This window comes from Solibacillus sp. FSL K6-4121 (genome assembly GCF_038002585.1).
GTDB lineage: Bacteria > Bacillota > Bacilli > Bacillales_A > Planococcaceae > Solibacillus > Solibacillus faecavium.
The window spans coordinates 1,221,920-1,238,728 of the sequence record NZ_JBBOCS010000002.1; the positions used below are offsets into that span (position 1 = coordinate 1,221,920).

A 16,809-nucleotide genomic window follows, 5' to 3' on the forward strand; every position below is an offset into this window, starting at 1 on the left:
TAAACTAAGCTTAACTAAACTATAACACTGTTCGTAAATCCCATAGCTCCGGGAAAAAACGATGATCAAGCACTTGACGTAAATAATTGACTCCGGATGATCCACCCGTGCCTACTTTAAAGCCAATAATACGCTCGACCGTTTTCATATGACGGAATCGCCATTGCTGCAATGAATCTTCTATATCGACAAGCTTTTCGCCGAGCTGGTATAAATCCCAGTACTTATCGGTATTTTCATAGACGGTTTTCCATGCAGCAGCAACAGAATCGTCACCACTATATACTACCGAAAAATCTCGATTTAGCAAAGCCTCATTAACTGGTAATCCAGCTTTTGCCAACGCTTGGATGGAAACGTCATAAATACTCGGTGCATCGTAAGCTTCCTTTAATCTTGCTAAAACGTCCTTTTCTTTCTCATAAATTTTTAAAATATGAGGTGTTTTATATCCAAGCGAAAATTCAATTAAACGATATTGATAGCTTTGGAAACCGGATGCTTTTCCAAGATCATCTCGGAACTGCAAATATTCTGCAGGAGTCATTGTTGCCAATACATCCCACGCCTGAATAATTTGCATTTGTATTTTTGAAACTCGTGCCAGCATTTTAAAAGCCGGCTGCATTTCCCCACGTTCAATTGCTTGAATTGCACCTTGCATTTCATGAATAATTAGCTTCATCCAAAGCTCACTTACTTGATGAATAATGATAAAAAGCATTTCATCGTGATGATTGGATAGGCGGTTTTGATTGTTTAAAATTGCGTCTAAACTTAAATACTCGCCGTATGTCATATCCTCCTTGAAATCGGTATGAATGCCATTTTCACTTTTTAGCTTTTGCTGTAAATCTGAAATTGAACGTTTTTCCATCGAACCACTCCTTATGCAATGATATCTCGCTTATTCTCATGATTCTCATAAGTTTTATTGATAACAATATCTTTTAAACCTTGAACAGCCCGCCATACTTCTTCAAAAGAATTATATAGCGCAACCGGGGCTAAGCGGATACCATTTGGTGCACGGAAATCCGGTACCACTCCATTTTCCTTTAAAGCTTTACAAATCCTAGCCGCCTCGTCATGCACTAAAAACAGATGCCCCCCTCGTGTTTCATCAAGTGGGTTACCGAATGTAAATGTATTTGGCATTTCGTGCATAATGCATTCCATCATATATGCTGTTAAAGCAAGCGACTTTTCACGTACAGCATCAATCCCTACTTCTGCAAAAATGGAAAGTGCGCCTTCAATAGGTGCCAGACTTAATATATGAGGTGTCCCGATTTGATAAGCCCCTGCATGAGGCGCTGCCGAAATCGTTGTCGTTAAATCAAATTGTTTTTCCTTTGCCGAGCCGAACCAGCCGGCTAAACCAGGTACTGTACCAAAATGCTTCTCATGGACAAACAAACCTGCAACAGATCCCGGGCCCCCATTTAAATGCTTATAATTGCACCAAAATGCAAAGTCTGCACCAATTTCATGAAGCTGATGTGGAATCGAGCCGATTGAATGGCATAAATCAAAGCCAACGATAATGCCTCGTTCGTGAGCTGCTTTCGTAATTGCCTGTAAATCCAGCACTTGCCCACTGCGATATAACACAGCCGGTAAAACAGCGACTGCTACATCATCAGTCATTGCTTCAATAATTGCTTCAGTTGTAATTGTTTGCCCATTCTCACTTTTTACGAGCTTCATATGGCTTTCCGGTAAATTATGTAGCGCAATTTGACTGGCAATCGCATATAAGTCAGACGGGAAATTCAGCTCATCTGCCAAAATTTTATTCCTCTTCTCGGTAGGTTTGAAAAATGTAGCAAGTAGCTGATGTAAGTTCGTCGTAGTTGAACCGGTTAATACGACTTCCTCACTTTTTGCGCCAACAAGTGGTGCACAGTATTCACCGAGCTTTTCAGACAAATAAAACCACGGATGCTCCCCACTCGTCCAGCCATCAATGCCGTAGTGCTTCCATGAGTCAAGCAGCGTCAGTACCGATTGTTCAGCACGCTTTGAAAGCAGTCCTAGTGAATTGCCGTCTAAATAGATTTGACCTTCTTTTTTATAAAACTCGTCGGCATATTTTTTTAGTCTATCCTGTTGATCTAGAAGTCTTGCTTTTTCAATTGTAGCCATCCTTTCACCCCTTCATATTTCCTTACTATTATCGTACGAGGGAAAGAATAGGTTGTCAAAGTATTCTGAAATATAATGAGGTTTAAAAGCTTATCCTTCTCTAAAAGATAAAGGCTGATGTACTTATTAGACGTTCCATAAAATAGAATATATATAAACACCTGCAAATATTTTCCATAATATAAACTGAACCATGCGCCATTTATTTTTGCCATGCTTTACTTCTAATAGAATATTAATAAGTGCCGACAATATTAAAAATGAAATGAGCTGAAACAGATGAAATTGTGGTATGGAGATAAGTGAAATCATGATTAACAATGACAGGATTTCCACTACACTTTGCCAATAAGTAGAATGCATCGGTATGTGACGTTTCGGATCCTCTGGGTCGCGCATCTTTTTCTTCACCTTGCTCGTCGCAAATAATAGCAACGTAATGAATACTATTCCCATGTATAAGGATGAATTTCGACCGGCCTCTGGTTCATGTAATTCAATAATTTCCTGCAACGAATTTTCATTTAATAAATATACTTGCCCTGTATCGAGGTCTCGGTAATACATTGATTCGCTTCCTCGGTATTCTTGAAGGCGCATGATTCTGTTATCTTCAAATTGGAATCGATAGCTTTGGTAAATAGAAGGATCTTCTATTTTAATATCAGTTTGCTGCAACTTTTGCAGTAAATTTTCCATTTCTTTTAATGTCTTTTCTTTTTTCACCTTTTTCACACCTCTTTGTAGTGTGGACTTAGGATCCCCTTCCCATTGCATATAATAAACCGCTTGCAATACGCTGCTATCCATATCGTCAGAAGTATTTTGTTGCTGAATCGGAAAGGTCCCAACTAAAAACAATGTAATACACGCAATCGCTATAATTACTACTGGGATTTGCCAGTGAAAAGGTTTCGTTTGGAGGCGTTGTTGAATTTTATTGAAGTCCTCTTCCTTTTTTTCTGTTTGGACTTGAATTTTTTTAAGCTCACTTAATTTTTCTTTTTCAAACATCCTCTTCCCCTCCTAACAGTTCCCGTAATGCCTTCAAACCCCGCGCCGTATTATTCTTCACTTTCACCTCACTACAGTTCAAGATTATCGCCGTCTCTTTTACCGAATATTCTTCAATATAACGTAGGATAACTATTTCTCGATAGTTCCATTTAATTTGTTGTAACGCGCCATAGAGCTTTTCGATTTCCGCATTGCGCTCAATTATTTCTTCTGGTAAAGCTTCCTTTGCAATCGGTTCTGACTTCAGTTGAAAAAATCCAATAATTTTTTTCCTGCGGTAATGATCATATACAAGATTTCGTGCAATCTTCAGCAAATATGTACGTTCAAAATCGGTATAATTTTTATGATAATAACGGTAAAAAGTTTCCTGCAAAAGATCATGTGTTAACTCTGGATCATTCGTTAAATAACGTATGTATTTATAAACGGCATCGTAATTATTTTCAAAAACTTCATGTCGCAAATAATCAGCCTCCTTCCTCTATAAAGACGAGTGACATACAATTTGGAATCACTTTGATTCACCACTATAAGTTGCGGTGACAAAATTGGAAAAATAAGATTTTCTAATGAAGTGCGTTCTGCCGCCTAGCGATAGAGCAAGCGGCATGGTTAGGTAGTTTTTACTTCACTTTATAACGATGACAAAATTTTGGGATTGGTGGGCCTCGCAAACGGCAATAAAGGCAGTGATAAAGACATGTATCCCGTGGCTTTATCGCTGTCTTGCCGCAGCCCACCAATCAAGTGGAATTTTATTAGAAAAGCAACCCCATGTTATGGTGATGAGCCATCACTTTGTTTCTATGTAAAAAATTACAAAAACAAAACCCTGTGCAATTTTTCGATTGCACAGGGTTTCAAATTGCCTAATTAAACGCCCATTTTACGACGTGTGTTGCTCGTTTTTTTCGTTTGTTGACTTTTCATCTTTTTCGTTGAAGTGTCACCTTTTAAATTACCCTTGCCGTTATTGGCATTGTTTTTCTTAGCTTCTAATTGTTGTTTCACAAGTTCCTGTAAACTTAATTTCTTTTTCTCTTGCTCAGACATATTCATACCTCCTCATTTACCTTCTCCACTTAGTATAAATCGAGGTTCACTCATTTGTAAAAGAAATGATGCATTTTCCCAATTTAAATTTAAACCAATGAAGAATACTCATAAAAATAGTCTCCTACTAATTGTAAGAGACTTCATGTGTCGGGGAATTAAAGTAATACCCAATTCCGCTTTTAGTTTTTATCCATTTAGGGGAGCTTGGCTGTTCTTCAATTTTTTCTCGTAGTCTACGGATATGTACATCGACTGTACGTCGATCACCTTTAGTAAAATCCAGTATATCAATGATTTCCTCACGTGATTTAATATTTCCCGGCTGCTCGAGTAAATGCAGCAGCAATTTAAATTCACGCTTCGTCAATGGAATTTCCACATCATCTTTATATACTTTAAATGTTACCAAATCAACACGGAATGGCCCGATTAACAGTTCTGATATACGCTCCTGCTGCCGAATTTCTTTTTCATGCCGCTTTAAATGAATTCGAAGACGTGTGAGCATTTCACGGAATCCAAACGGCTTACGAATGTATTCCGTTGCCCCTATCTCAAGGGCTAGCACAATATCCAGCTCATCTGTCCGCGCGCTTATCATAATAATTGGAAAATCATGCTCGTAACGAATTTGACGGCATAATTCAATCCCCTCAATGTCGGGAAGCATCCAATCCAGCAGCATGGCATCCGGCTCAAACGTTTTAATTACTTGCATAATGTTTTTTCCATTTTTAACGCAATGAACTTCATAGCCGTCCTTTACTAAATAAATACGCAGTAAATTTACTAAATTTTCGTCATCTTCAACGACTAATATTTTTTTCGTCATTAATGATTCCCCGCTTCTCTAGTTAATTTAGATCGAATAACTGCCCTTTAATAAAGTACGCTGTTGATTCCGCCATATTTGTAATATGGTCTGCTGCTCGCTCAACAAAGCGATTAATGAAAAGCAACTGCAGTGTTTGCTCTATATCCTGTGGGCTTTCCTTTAAATACTCCGTCAGTACTGCATAATTTTCGTGGTTCTTCTGATCGACTTTATCGTCAAGCTCCCCAACTGCTTTTGCTAATGCGATATCTTCCTCTATGAAAGCAGTCATCGATTTTTTCAGCATATCCATTGAGATATTTTTCATTTCAACTAAGGATGTTTTTGCCAATATAGAATTGGTTTTACTGATTCTGATCGTCGCTTTTGCTGTATTTACGGCAAAATCTGCTATACGCTCGATGTTGGAAGACATTTTAATCATACTAATAATACGACGTAAGTCACGAGCTACAGGCTGCTCTTTCGCCATCAGCCAAATTGCCATTTGATTGATCTCATTTTCTAGGTCATCTATGGACGAATCTTCTTCAATAACAGCTAACGCTAATACCATGTCCTGTTCTTCTAGGGCTTTAAACGCTTTTTCCATAGCTACAACCGTTAAGTCGACCATTTCACCCATCTTATTTTGTAACTCGAGCATGTTCTTTTCGAAATTTTCGCGAATCATTCGTAAATCCCCCTTTTATCCGAATCGTCCTGTTACATAGTCTTCTGTACGCTCGTCTTTTGGTGTCGAGAAAATCACATTCGTATCATCATATTCAACAACTTCGCCATTTAAGAAGAATGCCGTTTTATCACTAATTCGTGCTGCTTGCTGCATGTTGTGCGTTACGATAACAATTGTATAGTCTTTTTTCATTTGCGTGATTAACTCTTCTACTTTTAATGTAGAAATCGGATCAAGTGCTGAAGTTGGTTCATCCATTAAAATTACATCTGGCTTCATTGCGATTGCACGGGCAATACATATACGTTGCTGTTGCCCGCCGGATAACCCTAAAGCAGAAGATTTTAAACGATCTTTTACTTCATCCCAAATGGCAGCACCGCGTAGAGATTCCTCAACTATTTCATTAAGAATTTTTTTATTTTTAATCCCTTGCATACGTGGGCCATATGCTACATTATCATAAATGCTCATTGGGAATAGATTCGACTTTTGGAATACCATCCCTACTTTTGTGCGCAGTCTGATGACATCATTCGATTCGTATACATTTTCACCATCAATATGAATATTACCGATTACACGTACACCGTCAATCAGGTCATTCATCCGATTTAAAGTACGTAAAAATGTTGACTTACCACAACCAGATGGACCGATTAATGCTGTTACTTCCTTTTCTTTTATATCTAAATTGACATTGTATAATGCCTGTTTTTCACCGTAAAATAAATTTAAGTCATTTACTTGTATTTTCGTGGCAAAATCGTCCGTCGTTGCAGTTGTTGTTGAATTGAAGATTGATGCCTCTGATACGATCATAGTCATGTTAGTTTAGCTCCTTTTAATAATCTGCTTTGTTTAATTTTTTTGAAATATACGTTGCCGATAAATTCAGCACTAAAATAATGACAATCAATACGATACCAACAGCAGCTGCAAGACCGATATCGCCAGCCTCCTGCGTAACTAAAAATGAATGTACAGTTAATGTACGGGCAGATGAGAATATACTAGTTGGCATAGCCGCTACTGTACCTGCCGTTAAGAAAATTGCCGCCGATTCCCCTACGATACGACCAATTGACAGGATAATACCTGATAATATACCTGGCATTGCACTTGGCAGGATTATTTTAATTAGTGTCTGCAATTTTGTCGTTCCTAATGCAAGTGAACCTTCACGATATGTTGTCGGTACTGTCTTTAATGCTTCTTCAGTTGTTCGGATAATAACAGGTAATACGATAATTGTTAAAGTTAGTGATGCTGCGATAATTGACATTCCGAGCTTTAAAATCGCTACGAAGAAAACGGCACCGAATAGACCATAAATAATAGATGGTATCCCTGTTAAACTTTCCGTTGCAAAACGAATGATGCGGACTAGACGACCTTGTTTTGCGTACTCATGTAAGTAAACAGCCGCTAAAATTCCGATTGGTGTTGCAATGGCCAATGAAATTAAAATTGTTAAAATTGTTGTAACAATCATCGGGAAAATCCCACCGCCACCTGTTGGTGAATAATCACCGAATATAAAATCAAAGCTAATGTATGAAAAACCTTTATAGAATATATAGCCCACGATTATAACTAGGACAGCTACCGAAACGAATGCGGAACCCCAAAGTAATCCACGGAGCATATTATCTTTAAATTGTCGCATGTTACTGAGCTCCCTTCGCTGTTATACGAGCTAATACAAAGTTTAAAATTAAAATGAATGAGAATAAAACAATCCCTGTAGCAAACAGCATCTCCTGGTGAGTCCCTGCTGCATAGCCCATTTCAAGCGCGATGTTTGTCGTTAATGGACGCACACTATCTGTTAAGCTTGTCGGAATAATGAGTGAGTTCCCAGCCACTAAAATTACGGCCATTGTTTCTCCTAATGCTCGGCCTAATCCTAGTACGATTGCCGCCATAATCCCTGATTTTGCAGCTGGAACGACTACTTTAAAGATTGTCCCGATTTGCGAAACACCAAGTGCCAACGAACCTTCTCGATATGTTTTTGGTACTGCACGAATAGCTGTTTCTGCTACTGTTACGATTGTTGGCAGCATCATGATCGCTAGTACTAGAATTACTGCAATTAAACTTTGTCCACGTGCTAACCCTAAATTGTTCTGTAAAAAAGGTACGATAATTGCCAATCCGAATATCCCGTACAATACAGATGGAATACCTGCTAAAAGCTGAATGGCCGGTGATACGATTTTTGCTACTGATTTCGGCGCTATTTCCGCTAAAAAAATTGCTGTCAGTAATCCAATCGGTACACCAATGATAAGAGCTCCTATTGTTGCATAAATTGATGCAACAATCATTGGGAAAATACCGAATTTATCTTCCGAAGGCACCCAATCATTGCCGAAAAGGAAATCAAAGAAACTGTAGCCGCCCGTTATAAACGGGTTTGAGCCTTTATAAAATACAAACCCTACAATTAGTAGTAGGCTGACAACTGATAAAAGCGCACATGCCAGGAAAATTTTTGATGAAAGACTTTCTAAAAAATATTTTCGTTTATTGCCTTTACTAATTTGCTGTTCTAGTTCATTTTTGTCTTGTATATTCACAAATTTATCCTCCAGCACTGATTATTTCGTTAATGGAATTGCTCCAGCAGCTTCCACAATTTTCTGTCCATCTGCACTTAATATATAATCCATAAACTTCGTTGCTGCTTCTGGAACGTCTTCTTTATGAACGAATAAGAATGGTCGGGATAATTGATAGTTCCCATCTAATACATTGCCTGCTTCGGCTTTTACCCCATTAATATCCATAGCCGAAACTGTTTCATCAATGTATTCGAATGATATAAATCCAACAGCGTGTTTATTTGTTGCGACTGTTGTTTTAATGTTGCCATTGCCGCTTGCAACAATTGCATTGCGAATTAACTGACCTGATTTATAGCCTACGATTTCCTGGAAAGCATCACGCGAACCAGAACCATCCTCACGCGACACGACTACAATCTCTAAATCTTTACCGCCAAGTTCTTTCCAGTTCGTAATTTCCCCTGTGAAAATCTGCTTTACTTGTTCCATCGTTAAATCTTTTACAGGATTGGAAGGATGTGCAACAACTACAATCCCATCATAGGCAATGATTAGTTCCTCAATGCCCGAATCTATTTCTTCCTGTTTAAGATCACGCGATGACATACCGATTTGTGAAACATCCTTAATTGCATTTGTAATACCTGCTGATGAACCAATTTGATTAATTTCTATTTTTACATTTTCATTATCTTCATATTTCTCTGCTAACTTCTCAGCTAAAGGTCCAACCGATGTGGAACCTGAAATTGTGATTAAATCTTCACTACCGGAATTTGATTCCGATGTTTCTTCTCTATTGCAGGCTGCTAATACTACCATTAGAATTGTTAACCCAATGAAGTAACATGTTTTTTTCAACATACTTCAATCCTCCATCAACTTGCATTTTTTCTATCTGCCTTAACAATACCTTTATAAAATTAATAACATATGTGAATCATGTAAACCTTCTGTAAATTATGAAGAGAGTAATGCATATTTTTGTAAAACTTTTCAATAAAATCTGAATATTTTGTATTAATAGTTCTATTAGCCTTAACTTTTTATAATTGTGGTTGAATCGGGCAATTTATACACCAGTAAGAAGCAATATTTCAGATAGTTCTGAAATTAATAGTTAAATTACGGTTATATAGCGTTAATATTTCTATTAAATTAGATGTAAAGAGCGTCTTTTTTTGAAAATGAGATGAATTTTCCTTAAATCTCATTTACAAAACCTTAACAATGGCTAAGTTTTTTATTTTACATAATAAAAAAAGCCGATTTTCATCACAAGAAGTTGTGAAAAATCGACTTTACTATTAATTTGCATTCCTTTTAGCTTTCCTACCGCCTTTGGATAACATATTTTTTCGTCAGTCCGAAAGTAACCATAAAATAAAGGAAGTAAATCATCCCTATAACTACTATTATTGAAACGGATACTACATTAAAATTCAGCATTGCGCTAAATCCGGCTAGTTCAATAAATTGATTGAGAATGATTGTAATTGGTATGGATAAGCAGATTGGAACGACTATTGGAAACGTAAAGAACACAAAAATTTGCTTCGCTAATGTCTTTCGCTGTAACTCCTCATTAACACCCAATCGATTGAGCAGTCTATACTTTTTCTCATCATCACGTAGATTCGATAATATTTTTAGTGCTAGAATCGCCATAGCTAGCAAAATAAAGACGACCGCTAAGTATAATGCTCCGACTATAAAGATAGCTGAGAATGCTGCAGCATATAATCGACGCTGCTCTTTAACCCGGTAGTCACTCGATAAAATAGAGTAATTGTTTTCTTCTATTTTATAAGTATAACTTAATGCATCTTGAAGTTTTTGTGCATCAAATGGTCCTTCTTCTAGAGTAATGGCTACCGCTGTTTGACTTATTTCCATACCTTCTACTACTTCATCCGGCACGACAATGACAAAATAGCTCCATAAAAACATCGGCATGGATTCCACTATATGACTTAATGTATAAGTTTGACCTTTATGATTAAATGATGCCTCTGAAAAGTCTGCCCCTTGAATTCCCGGCATATCAGAGAAAATTGCAAATTGATTTTCTAGATTCAGTGGTTTGCTGCCAAGTTCTTGCAATAGCTCATTTACATCCGATTCTTTCATGAACATATCGACGTCCTGATATTTATCGCCCTGCCAAATTGTATGCTTATGGAATGTCCTTTCATTTGTGGAATAGCCGTTATACACCTTCGACCAATCTATAGGCATATTAGATTCAATCGTTTCCTTTGCTTGTTCCAATGGAATACTGCCCTCTTGCTCCGCATTAATATTGGCTATAATATCAAACGGATATTGTTTATCTAAATTTGCTTCTTCAATTTCTTTATATAAAAAGCTGAAATTAGCAGCAATCATGGCAAATACGATTAAAAAAGACAGCGCCCCAAGTAGAATAGCATTAGAGCTTAACATCGCACTCAATTGACGTAATAAAAATTGATTTGTCCCACGTTGTGTAAATTGTTTAAACCCTAATAAAATATACATTAAGCTTTTGGCAAGTCCAATGTGGAATGTCACCAATGATATTGCTAATAATAGCATCAGCCATACGAAGTTCCCTGGATTTGAATCGACTTCTAAAAAGATATGCTTTAATTCCCGAGAAAAAAAGATAAATGATACAATGATTCCAAGTAAGGATACGCCTGTCACTAGCATGGTGACATACGGATGCTTTACCCCCTGCTCCACTTTCTTCTCTCCATGTATGAGTTCGTAAATAGTAACACGGTTTAAATAAAAACTTGATACTATGGATGAGAATAGGAATATGCTACAAACCATTCCGATCGTTAATAGCACACCTTTTAATGAAAACATCGAAAACACAAATGGAATATCCAGAAGCTGAGTCATTAACAGCATGAGTCCCTGATAAAAAAGTGAACCCACAAAAAATCCAACAACCATCGCAAAAAAACCGAGTAAGCTATTTTCAAATAAAAACAGTTTCACAATATGCTTTCGTTTCATTCCGACTGTTAAATAAGTGCCAAATTCTCTTTTTCGCAGTCGTAGCATAAAGGCATTCGCGTAACCGAGTACAAAAGCTATAATGATACAAATTATAATCGATAGAAACACTAATCCTAATGCCAATTCCGCTATGGATTGAGCTTGAGTTTGTAACTGTTCATTAAATATCAAGTTATTCATTGCAAAAATAAGGGAGATCGTTAATGCAACGGTTATAAAATAAATTAAATAATTGCCAATTTGTCTTCGCACATTGCGTAAGGCTAGCTTACGATACATGCCCCTCACCTCCGAGCAATGCCATCGTCGCTAAAATATCTTCATGCATCGCACGTTGACTTTGATTCCCTCGATACAATTCATTCCAAATCTTTCCGTCCTTTAAGAACAATACCCGCTTTGCAAAGCTACCAACAAGAGCATCATGTGTCACCATTAAAATTGTGGAATGCAATTGTTCATTCATAAATAAAAATGTTTCCATCAGCTTTTTGGAATTGGCTGAATCTAATGCCCCCGTAGGCTCATCAGCTAAAATTATACTTGGATTTGTAATAAGTGCTCTTGCACAGGCAACACGCTGACGTTGCCCACCAGAAAGCGCCATCGGAAACTTCTTTAGCTGCTCCTGAATTCCTAACTTATTTGCAATGTCTATTAAGCGCTTCTCCGTTTCTTTAGGAGATACTCCTTGTAAATTAAGAGGGAGTGTAATGTTTTCTTCTACTGTTAAAGTATCGAGTAAATTATATTCCTGGAAAATAAATCCTAGCTTATCGCGTCGATAATCTGCTAACTCCCTTTCCTTCTTATTCGATATTTGCTCTCCGTCCAATAAAATGTTCCCTGCGCTAATTCGATCAATTGTCGCAATACAATTTAAAAGTGTACTTTTCCCCGAACCTGATGCACCCATAATCGCTATAAATTCTCCATCCCCAACTTCAAAGGAAATGCTATCAAGTGCCTTTGTTATAATGGCTTCAGCACCATAATATTTTGTTACCTGTTCAATTTGTAATCTTTTTTTCATCGAAACACCCTCCGCTTCGACATTATCATATCACGCTGTGCACGGTTCTTTTCTAACAGACTGGTAGCAGAATTCTTACATTTCCGTTAGATTTGGAAAGATTAACTGAAATCGAGTATAGCTGTTATGTTCTGATTTTATATTCAACTCGATATGTAACTCTTTGCACAGCTGTGCCACAATATATAAGCCCATTCCAGTACTTGTCCCTAATTTACGACCGTTTGACCCTGTATATCCCCGTTCGGTAATACGCTCTAATTCGTGAGACAAAATACCGATTCCATCATCTTCATAAATTAGTTCCTTACCCTTTACACGCATTGTAATCTTCGCACCAGGGCAATATTTGGCACTGTTCGTCAATAGCTGATTGACGATGAATTGTAGCGCTTTATTATCCGTATAAATATTGGCATCCCCATCAATTTCAACCTTCATTTTTGATGCAATTAATAAATCCATTTGGTTTTTCACCACATCATTTAAAATGGCATTCAGTGAATGCTCTTTCAGCTGCTTGTCCTTTTCGATGGAATCTAGCCGCGCATAATGTAAAATGTTATCAGTTAAATTATCCGCACGCTTTAGTTCCCGACGCAATTTCCAAACATCCTGCTCATTGGCTAAAATTAACGACATCGCAGTTAGAGGCGTTTTGATTTCATGAATCCATTGTTCGACGTATTCCTTATATTCTTTCGCTGAACGTTGGCTTTGTTCTACACGGGATATAGCATCTTGAGAAACAGCTAGCATTGCCTCATAATATTTATGCTCTACTAAAGATTTTGGTTTTCGTAAAACTTCACCTAATAAATATGTTTCCTCGAGCTTTTCCATCTGCTGCTTCATTTCTTCATAACGCTTCTTTTCATAAAAAAAGCTTGTGATAAGCCAGCTGACCTGTATGAAGATGAAGGCTAACGATATCATGGCAATCGTTCCAAATGGTACATCAATTAACATAAAAATTAACAGGAATAAAAGATAACCAATCCATAAGAAACCTACCGATATGAGTTTAGATTGAAGAAATCCTCTGATCATAGACGATATCCTACGCCACGTACTGTTTTAATAAAGTCTGTCGCATTTAGTAGTTTTAGCTTTTCGCGCAATCGGTTAATGTTGACATACAATGTATTTTCATCAATATACAGCGAGTTATTCCATAAATCCTCTATAATTTCTTCCCTTGTAACAAGTTCTTTTTTCATTAAACAAGCTAAAATACGTGTTTCATTTTTGGTAAGCTCAGTAGAATTGTTTTCAAAGCTAACCATCATATTCCCTACATCCAATGTTAATCCGCGCACTGACTGATGACTCGTTATTTTTCTCATCAATAATCGTGAAATGCGCGCTAATAGGATCGAAGAATTATAAGGTTTGCGAATATAATCATCCGCACCAACGCCAAAACCAATAAGTTCGTCCTCTGTAGAATCCCGTGCCGTCAAAAAAATGATTGGCACATCTGAAGATTCTCGGAGCTTACGGCAAATTTCAAAGCCACTTTCTCCTGGAAGATTGACATCTAACAGTGCTAAGTCACATGGGGGTGCATCCACGGGTAAATAGCCATTACTTTTTAAGAGCTGTTTTAATTCTTCCAAAATTACCGTATCATCTTCTACTACATAAATTTTTTGCACAAAAAGTACCCCTTTAAAGCATTTTTCCTTATTATACACAATGTTTATTCATGAAAAAAACAGCCTATTTAAAGAAATAGCCTGTGAAACAAGAAAATTAAGGTAAATATATTTCAGAAATGAATACTACTTCCCCATCTTTTTCATATAATTTCAGAAATCCGCTCATTGGAGCAAATTCCTCCCAAGTTACTTGTACTGATTCTCCCGGGTTTTCGAGCATCCAGATTGGCACATCCTTTTTTATACTTATCTCTTTCGTTCCTTCTGTGGATTCAATTAGTCTATAACCATTCGGCGCATCCTCATCGATGAGTTTATTCGTATACGTAATATTTATAACAAATGATTCTTCGTTAATATCGAAACTATTTAAAATAGCTGTTTTATAATTAGTTGTTTCGTTTATAACGGCTTCTTGTAAATCAAGTCGATTTTGCAAATAATAAGTGGACTCTTTGAGCAACGATAATTCATTCATGACTTGCTCCCACTCATCCAATGCTGTCAGTTTATTTTCATGGTCTACAATCGTTTCCTGCTGATCCACCAGTTTTCCATACTCATTATTCAAACTAAACACTGTATTTTCATCATTAGTACAGCCTGCCAGTAAAAGAATAGCCAAAAAACATCCGAAGAATAACGAATATTTCTTGTTGCCCAATAAAATCCCCCTTCCTTTTTATCCTATTAAATTACGATATTCTTAAACATTAGAAAGTTTACCAAAATATACAAAAAAGGTAAGCCATTACTGATGTAATAGCTTACCTTTCTATTATTATGATGTTGGTTTTTTATGCTTCCAGTAACGCAATTGCTTCTTCAACTTGTTGCTCAGATAGCCCATTACGTACAATATAACGGTTACGTTCATGTTTCGTACACTCTATTGTACAGCCGCCTAAATGCTTCGCTTCGTTTTCTTCTGATGCTAAAACTTGCTTGTTGCATTCAGGATTTGCACAGTTAATATAGCGCTCACATGGTGTACCATCGAAATGATCACGACCAACTACGACATGCTCTACCTGGTTGATCGGCACTGTTAAACGCTCATCGAATACATACATTTGGCCGTCCCAAAGTTGACCTTTTGTTGCTGGGTCTTTACTGTATGTTGCGACACCACCATGTAATTGACCAACATCCCCAAATCCTTCACGCTTCATCCAGCCGGAGAATTTTTCGCAGCGGATACCGCCAGTACAGTAAGTTAATACGTTCTTACCTTCAAATAGTTCACGGTTTTCCCGTACCCATTGCGGTGTATCACGGAAATTCTGTACTTCTGGTCGAATCGCGCCACGGAAATGGCCAACATCATATTCATATGTGTTGCGCACATCTAAAACAACCGTATTCTCATCTTGCAGTTCCTTCATAAATTGCTCAGGGGATAAATAACGGCCTGTCAATTCATGTGGATTAACATCTTCCTCTAAGCCTAAGTTAACAAGCTCTGGTCGAGGACGGACATGCATTTTTTTGAATGCATGGCTTTCTACCGCATCAATTTTAAATACGATACCTTCAAATAAAGGATCTGACTTCATCTTTTCCATGTAGGCTTCTGTTTGCTCAATTGTTCCAGAAACTGTCCCGTTAATGCCTTCATTAGCGACTAAAATACGTCCCTTTAAACCGATTTCTTTACAGAAAGCTAAATGCTCCGCTGAGAATACTGCCGGATCTTCAATTGTTGTATAATGATAATATAATAATACTTGATAATTCATGTTTTCCACCTATCATTCATATATTTGCAGGATATACCTGATAGTTTAAAACTACCTTACAATGATAAGGTATTGCACAATCATTTCCTATCAGTATTTAGACTGATATTTTAGGACAATTTTCCCTTTTCCCACCCTTTTTACAGAGAATATATAAATAGTGATATATTTTATATATAAATAATTTAGTGCAAAGGAAGCGAAATGCGGTGAAAGAACAGATGATAACGGAAAAAAATAAGTGGGATGACAGTCATCGTCCATGGGCACTACCAAATTTACCTTGGGGTATGAAGCAGACATGGAGTGATCTTTTGTTTGCCCATTACCCGATTAAATATGAAATGTTAAGAAAGATAGTACCGAAAGAGCTGGAACTGGATTCATATAAAGGAACTTATTGGATAGGAGTTGTTCCTTTTCTTATGTCAGGAGTTAGAATGAGGGGGCTGCCGCCAATTCCCGGAACTGATCGCTTTCCGGAACTTAATGTACGTACATATGTGACGATGGATGGGAAACCCGGCGTATACTTTTTTAGTTTGGATGCTGACAATTGGCCGGCTGTCAAAGGAGCCCGAACATTTTTCCATTTACCGTATTGGTATTCTAAGATGAAAATTATCAATCGTGGCTCATCCATAGAATTTGAAAGTAAAAGACGCCATGACTTGGAAATTGAATTTGCTTGTAGCTATAGACCAATTTCAGATCCCTATTTAGCAGCAAAGGGTTCTTTTGATGAATGGATGTCGGAGCGTTACTGCTTCTATACTTTAAATTCGTCAAAGACCCCTGTCCGCTGTGATATTTTGCATAGACCATGGATTATACAAAAAGCTGAAGCCAAGATTACGATAAATACGATACTGTCAAAGCAAGGCATTGTGGTGGAGGATTCGGTTCCTATCGTCCACTTCGCAAAAAAAATTGACGTGCGTGCCTGGCCATTAGTACACCATGCTACGAATCGGTTAAGGATTTAGTGACAGATGAATCTAAGGCTATATGTTATTGCCAACAAAAAAATCATCCCTCCCCTAATAAACTCTTAGG

19 protein-coding genes are annotated in these 16,809 nt (G+C 37.3%); 2 read left to right on the forward strand and 17 right to left on the reverse strand.

Annotation, left to right across the window (positions count from 1 at the left end; all coding sequences use genetic code 11):
- Window positions 1-19: 19 nt before the first annotated feature.
- The 4 genes from kynA to MHH95_RS15805 all read right to left on the reverse strand — a co-directional run bounded on the left by kynA (window position 20) and on the right by MHH95_RS15805 (window position 3,631).
- On the reverse strand, window positions 20-877 hold the full coding sequence (kynA, locus tag MHH95_RS15790) for a tryptophan 2,3-dioxygenase (RefSeq protein WP_340728387.1): 858 nt from the start codon (window positions 875-877) through the stop codon (window positions 20-22).
- An 11-nt stretch (window positions 878-888) separates the two neighbouring features.
- A complete protein-coding gene (gene kynU, locus MHH95_RS15795) occupies window positions 889-2,148 on the reverse strand; it encodes a kynureninase (RefSeq protein WP_340728388.1) in 1,260 nt (419 codons plus the stop codon).
- Window positions 2,149-2,274: 126 nt separating this feature from the next.
- Entirely contained in the window at window positions 2,275-3,162 is an 888-nt protein-coding gene (locus tag MHH95_RS15800) for a signal recognition particle (RefSeq protein ID WP_340728389.1), read from the reverse strand.
- Complete coding sequence (locus tag MHH95_RS15805) at window positions 3,155-3,631, reverse strand: RNA polymerase sigma factor (RefSeq protein ID WP_340728390.1); 477 nt, start codon at window positions 3,629-3,631, stop codon at window positions 3,155-3,157. The genes MHH95_RS15800 and MHH95_RS15805 overlap by 8 nt, the downstream gene beginning before the upstream one ends.
- A gap of 178 nt (window positions 3,632-3,809) precedes the next feature.
- On the opposite strand from MHH95_RS15805, the gene MHH95_RS15810 reads away from it, so the two are divergent.
- Window positions 3,810-3,980: a hypothetical protein gene (locus tag MHH95_RS15810; RefSeq protein WP_340728391.1), complete on the forward strand. Its 171-nt coding sequence runs from the start codon at window positions 3,810-3,812 to the stop codon at window positions 3,978-3,980.
- A gap of 61 nt (window positions 3,981-4,041) precedes the next feature.
- Here MHH95_RS15810 and MHH95_RS15815 read toward each other — a convergent pair whose 3' ends face one another.
- The 13 genes from MHH95_RS15815 to trhO all read right to left on the reverse strand — a co-directional run bounded on the left by MHH95_RS15815 (window position 4,042) and on the right by trhO (window position 15,753).
- On the reverse strand, window positions 4,042-4,221 hold the full coding sequence (locus tag MHH95_RS15815) for a hypothetical protein (protein WP_191700070.1): 180 nt from the start codon (window positions 4,219-4,221) through the stop codon (window positions 4,042-4,044).
- A gap of 127 nt (window positions 4,222-4,348) precedes the next feature.
- Window positions 4,349-5,056, reverse strand: a complete 708-nt coding sequence (locus MHH95_RS15820) for a response regulator transcription factor (protein ID WP_340728392.1) — start codon at window positions 5,054-5,056, stop codon at window positions 4,349-4,351.
- 22 nt (window positions 5,057-5,078) lie between these two features.
- Window positions 5,079-5,732, reverse strand: coding sequence for a phosphate signaling complex protein PhoU (gene phoU, locus MHH95_RS15825; protein WP_340728393.1), 654 nt, complete (start codon window positions 5,730-5,732; stop codon window positions 5,079-5,081).
- 15 nt (window positions 5,733-5,747) lie between these two features.
- Window positions 5,748-6,563: a phosphate ABC transporter ATP-binding protein PstB gene (gene pstB, locus MHH95_RS15830; protein ID WP_340728394.1), complete on the reverse strand. Its 816-nt coding sequence runs from the start codon at window positions 6,561-6,563 to the stop codon at window positions 5,748-5,750.
- A 16-nt stretch (window positions 6,564-6,579) separates the two neighbouring features.
- On the reverse strand, window positions 6,580-7,404 hold the full coding sequence (gene pstA / locus MHH95_RS15835) for a phosphate ABC transporter permease PstA (protein ID WP_340728395.1): 825 nt from the start codon (window positions 7,402-7,404) through the stop codon (window positions 6,580-6,582).
- A gap of 1 nt (window position 7,405) precedes the next feature.
- Window positions 7,406-8,320, reverse strand: a complete 915-nt coding sequence (gene pstC / locus MHH95_RS15840) for a phosphate ABC transporter permease subunit PstC (protein ID WP_191700078.1) — start codon at window positions 8,318-8,320, stop codon at window positions 7,406-7,408.
- Window positions 8,321-8,341: 21 nt separating this feature from the next.
- A complete protein-coding gene (locus MHH95_RS15845; protein ID WP_191700081.1) occupies window positions 8,342-9,172 on the reverse strand; it encodes a phosphate ABC transporter substrate-binding protein in 831 nt (276 codons plus the stop codon).
- A 468-nt stretch (window positions 9,173-9,640) separates the two neighbouring features.
- Window positions 9,641-11,599 (reverse strand): ABC transporter permease, encoded by a 1,959-nt coding sequence (locus MHH95_RS15850; protein ID WP_340728398.1) that lies wholly within the window; start codon window positions 11,597-11,599, stop codon window positions 9,641-9,643.
- Window positions 11,589-12,353, reverse strand: coding sequence for an ABC transporter ATP-binding protein (locus MHH95_RS15855; RefSeq protein ID WP_340728400.1), 765 nt, complete (start codon window positions 12,351-12,353; stop codon window positions 11,589-11,591). Before MHH95_RS15855 ends, MHH95_RS15850 begins: the two co-directional genes overlap by 11 nt.
- A gap of 75 nt (window positions 12,354-12,428) precedes the next feature.
- Window positions 12,429-13,322, reverse strand: coding sequence for a sensor histidine kinase (locus tag MHH95_RS15860; protein WP_340728402.1), 894 nt, complete (start codon window positions 13,320-13,322; stop codon window positions 12,429-12,431).
- Between the two features lie 77 nt (window positions 13,323-13,399).
- The gene (locus MHH95_RS15865; protein WP_191700091.1) at window positions 13,400-14,011 is read right to left on the reverse strand and encodes a response regulator transcription factor; all 612 of its coding nucleotides are present in this window, start codon (window positions 14,009-14,011) and stop codon (window positions 13,400-13,402) included.
- A gap of 97 nt (window positions 14,012-14,108) precedes the next feature.
- A complete protein-coding gene (locus tag MHH95_RS15870; RefSeq protein ID WP_340728403.1) occupies window positions 14,109-14,678 on the reverse strand; it encodes a hypothetical protein in 570 nt (189 codons plus the stop codon).
- Window positions 14,679-14,811: 133 nt separating this feature from the next.
- Window positions 14,812-15,753 carry an oxygen-dependent tRNA uridine(34) hydroxylase TrhO gene (trhO, locus tag MHH95_RS15875; protein WP_191700095.1) on the reverse strand — a complete coding sequence of 314 codons (942 nt, stop codon included), beginning with the start codon at window positions 15,751-15,753 and terminating at the stop codon, window positions 14,812-14,814.
- A 221-nt stretch (window positions 15,754-15,974) separates the two neighbouring features.
- Between trhO and MHH95_RS15880 the strand changes: the two genes are divergently transcribed.
- Window positions 15,975-16,739 (forward strand): YqjF family protein, encoded by a 765-nt coding sequence (locus MHH95_RS15880; protein WP_340728784.1) that lies wholly within the window; start codon window positions 15,975-15,977, stop codon window positions 16,737-16,739.
- Window positions 16,740-16,809: the final 70 nt, after the last annotated feature.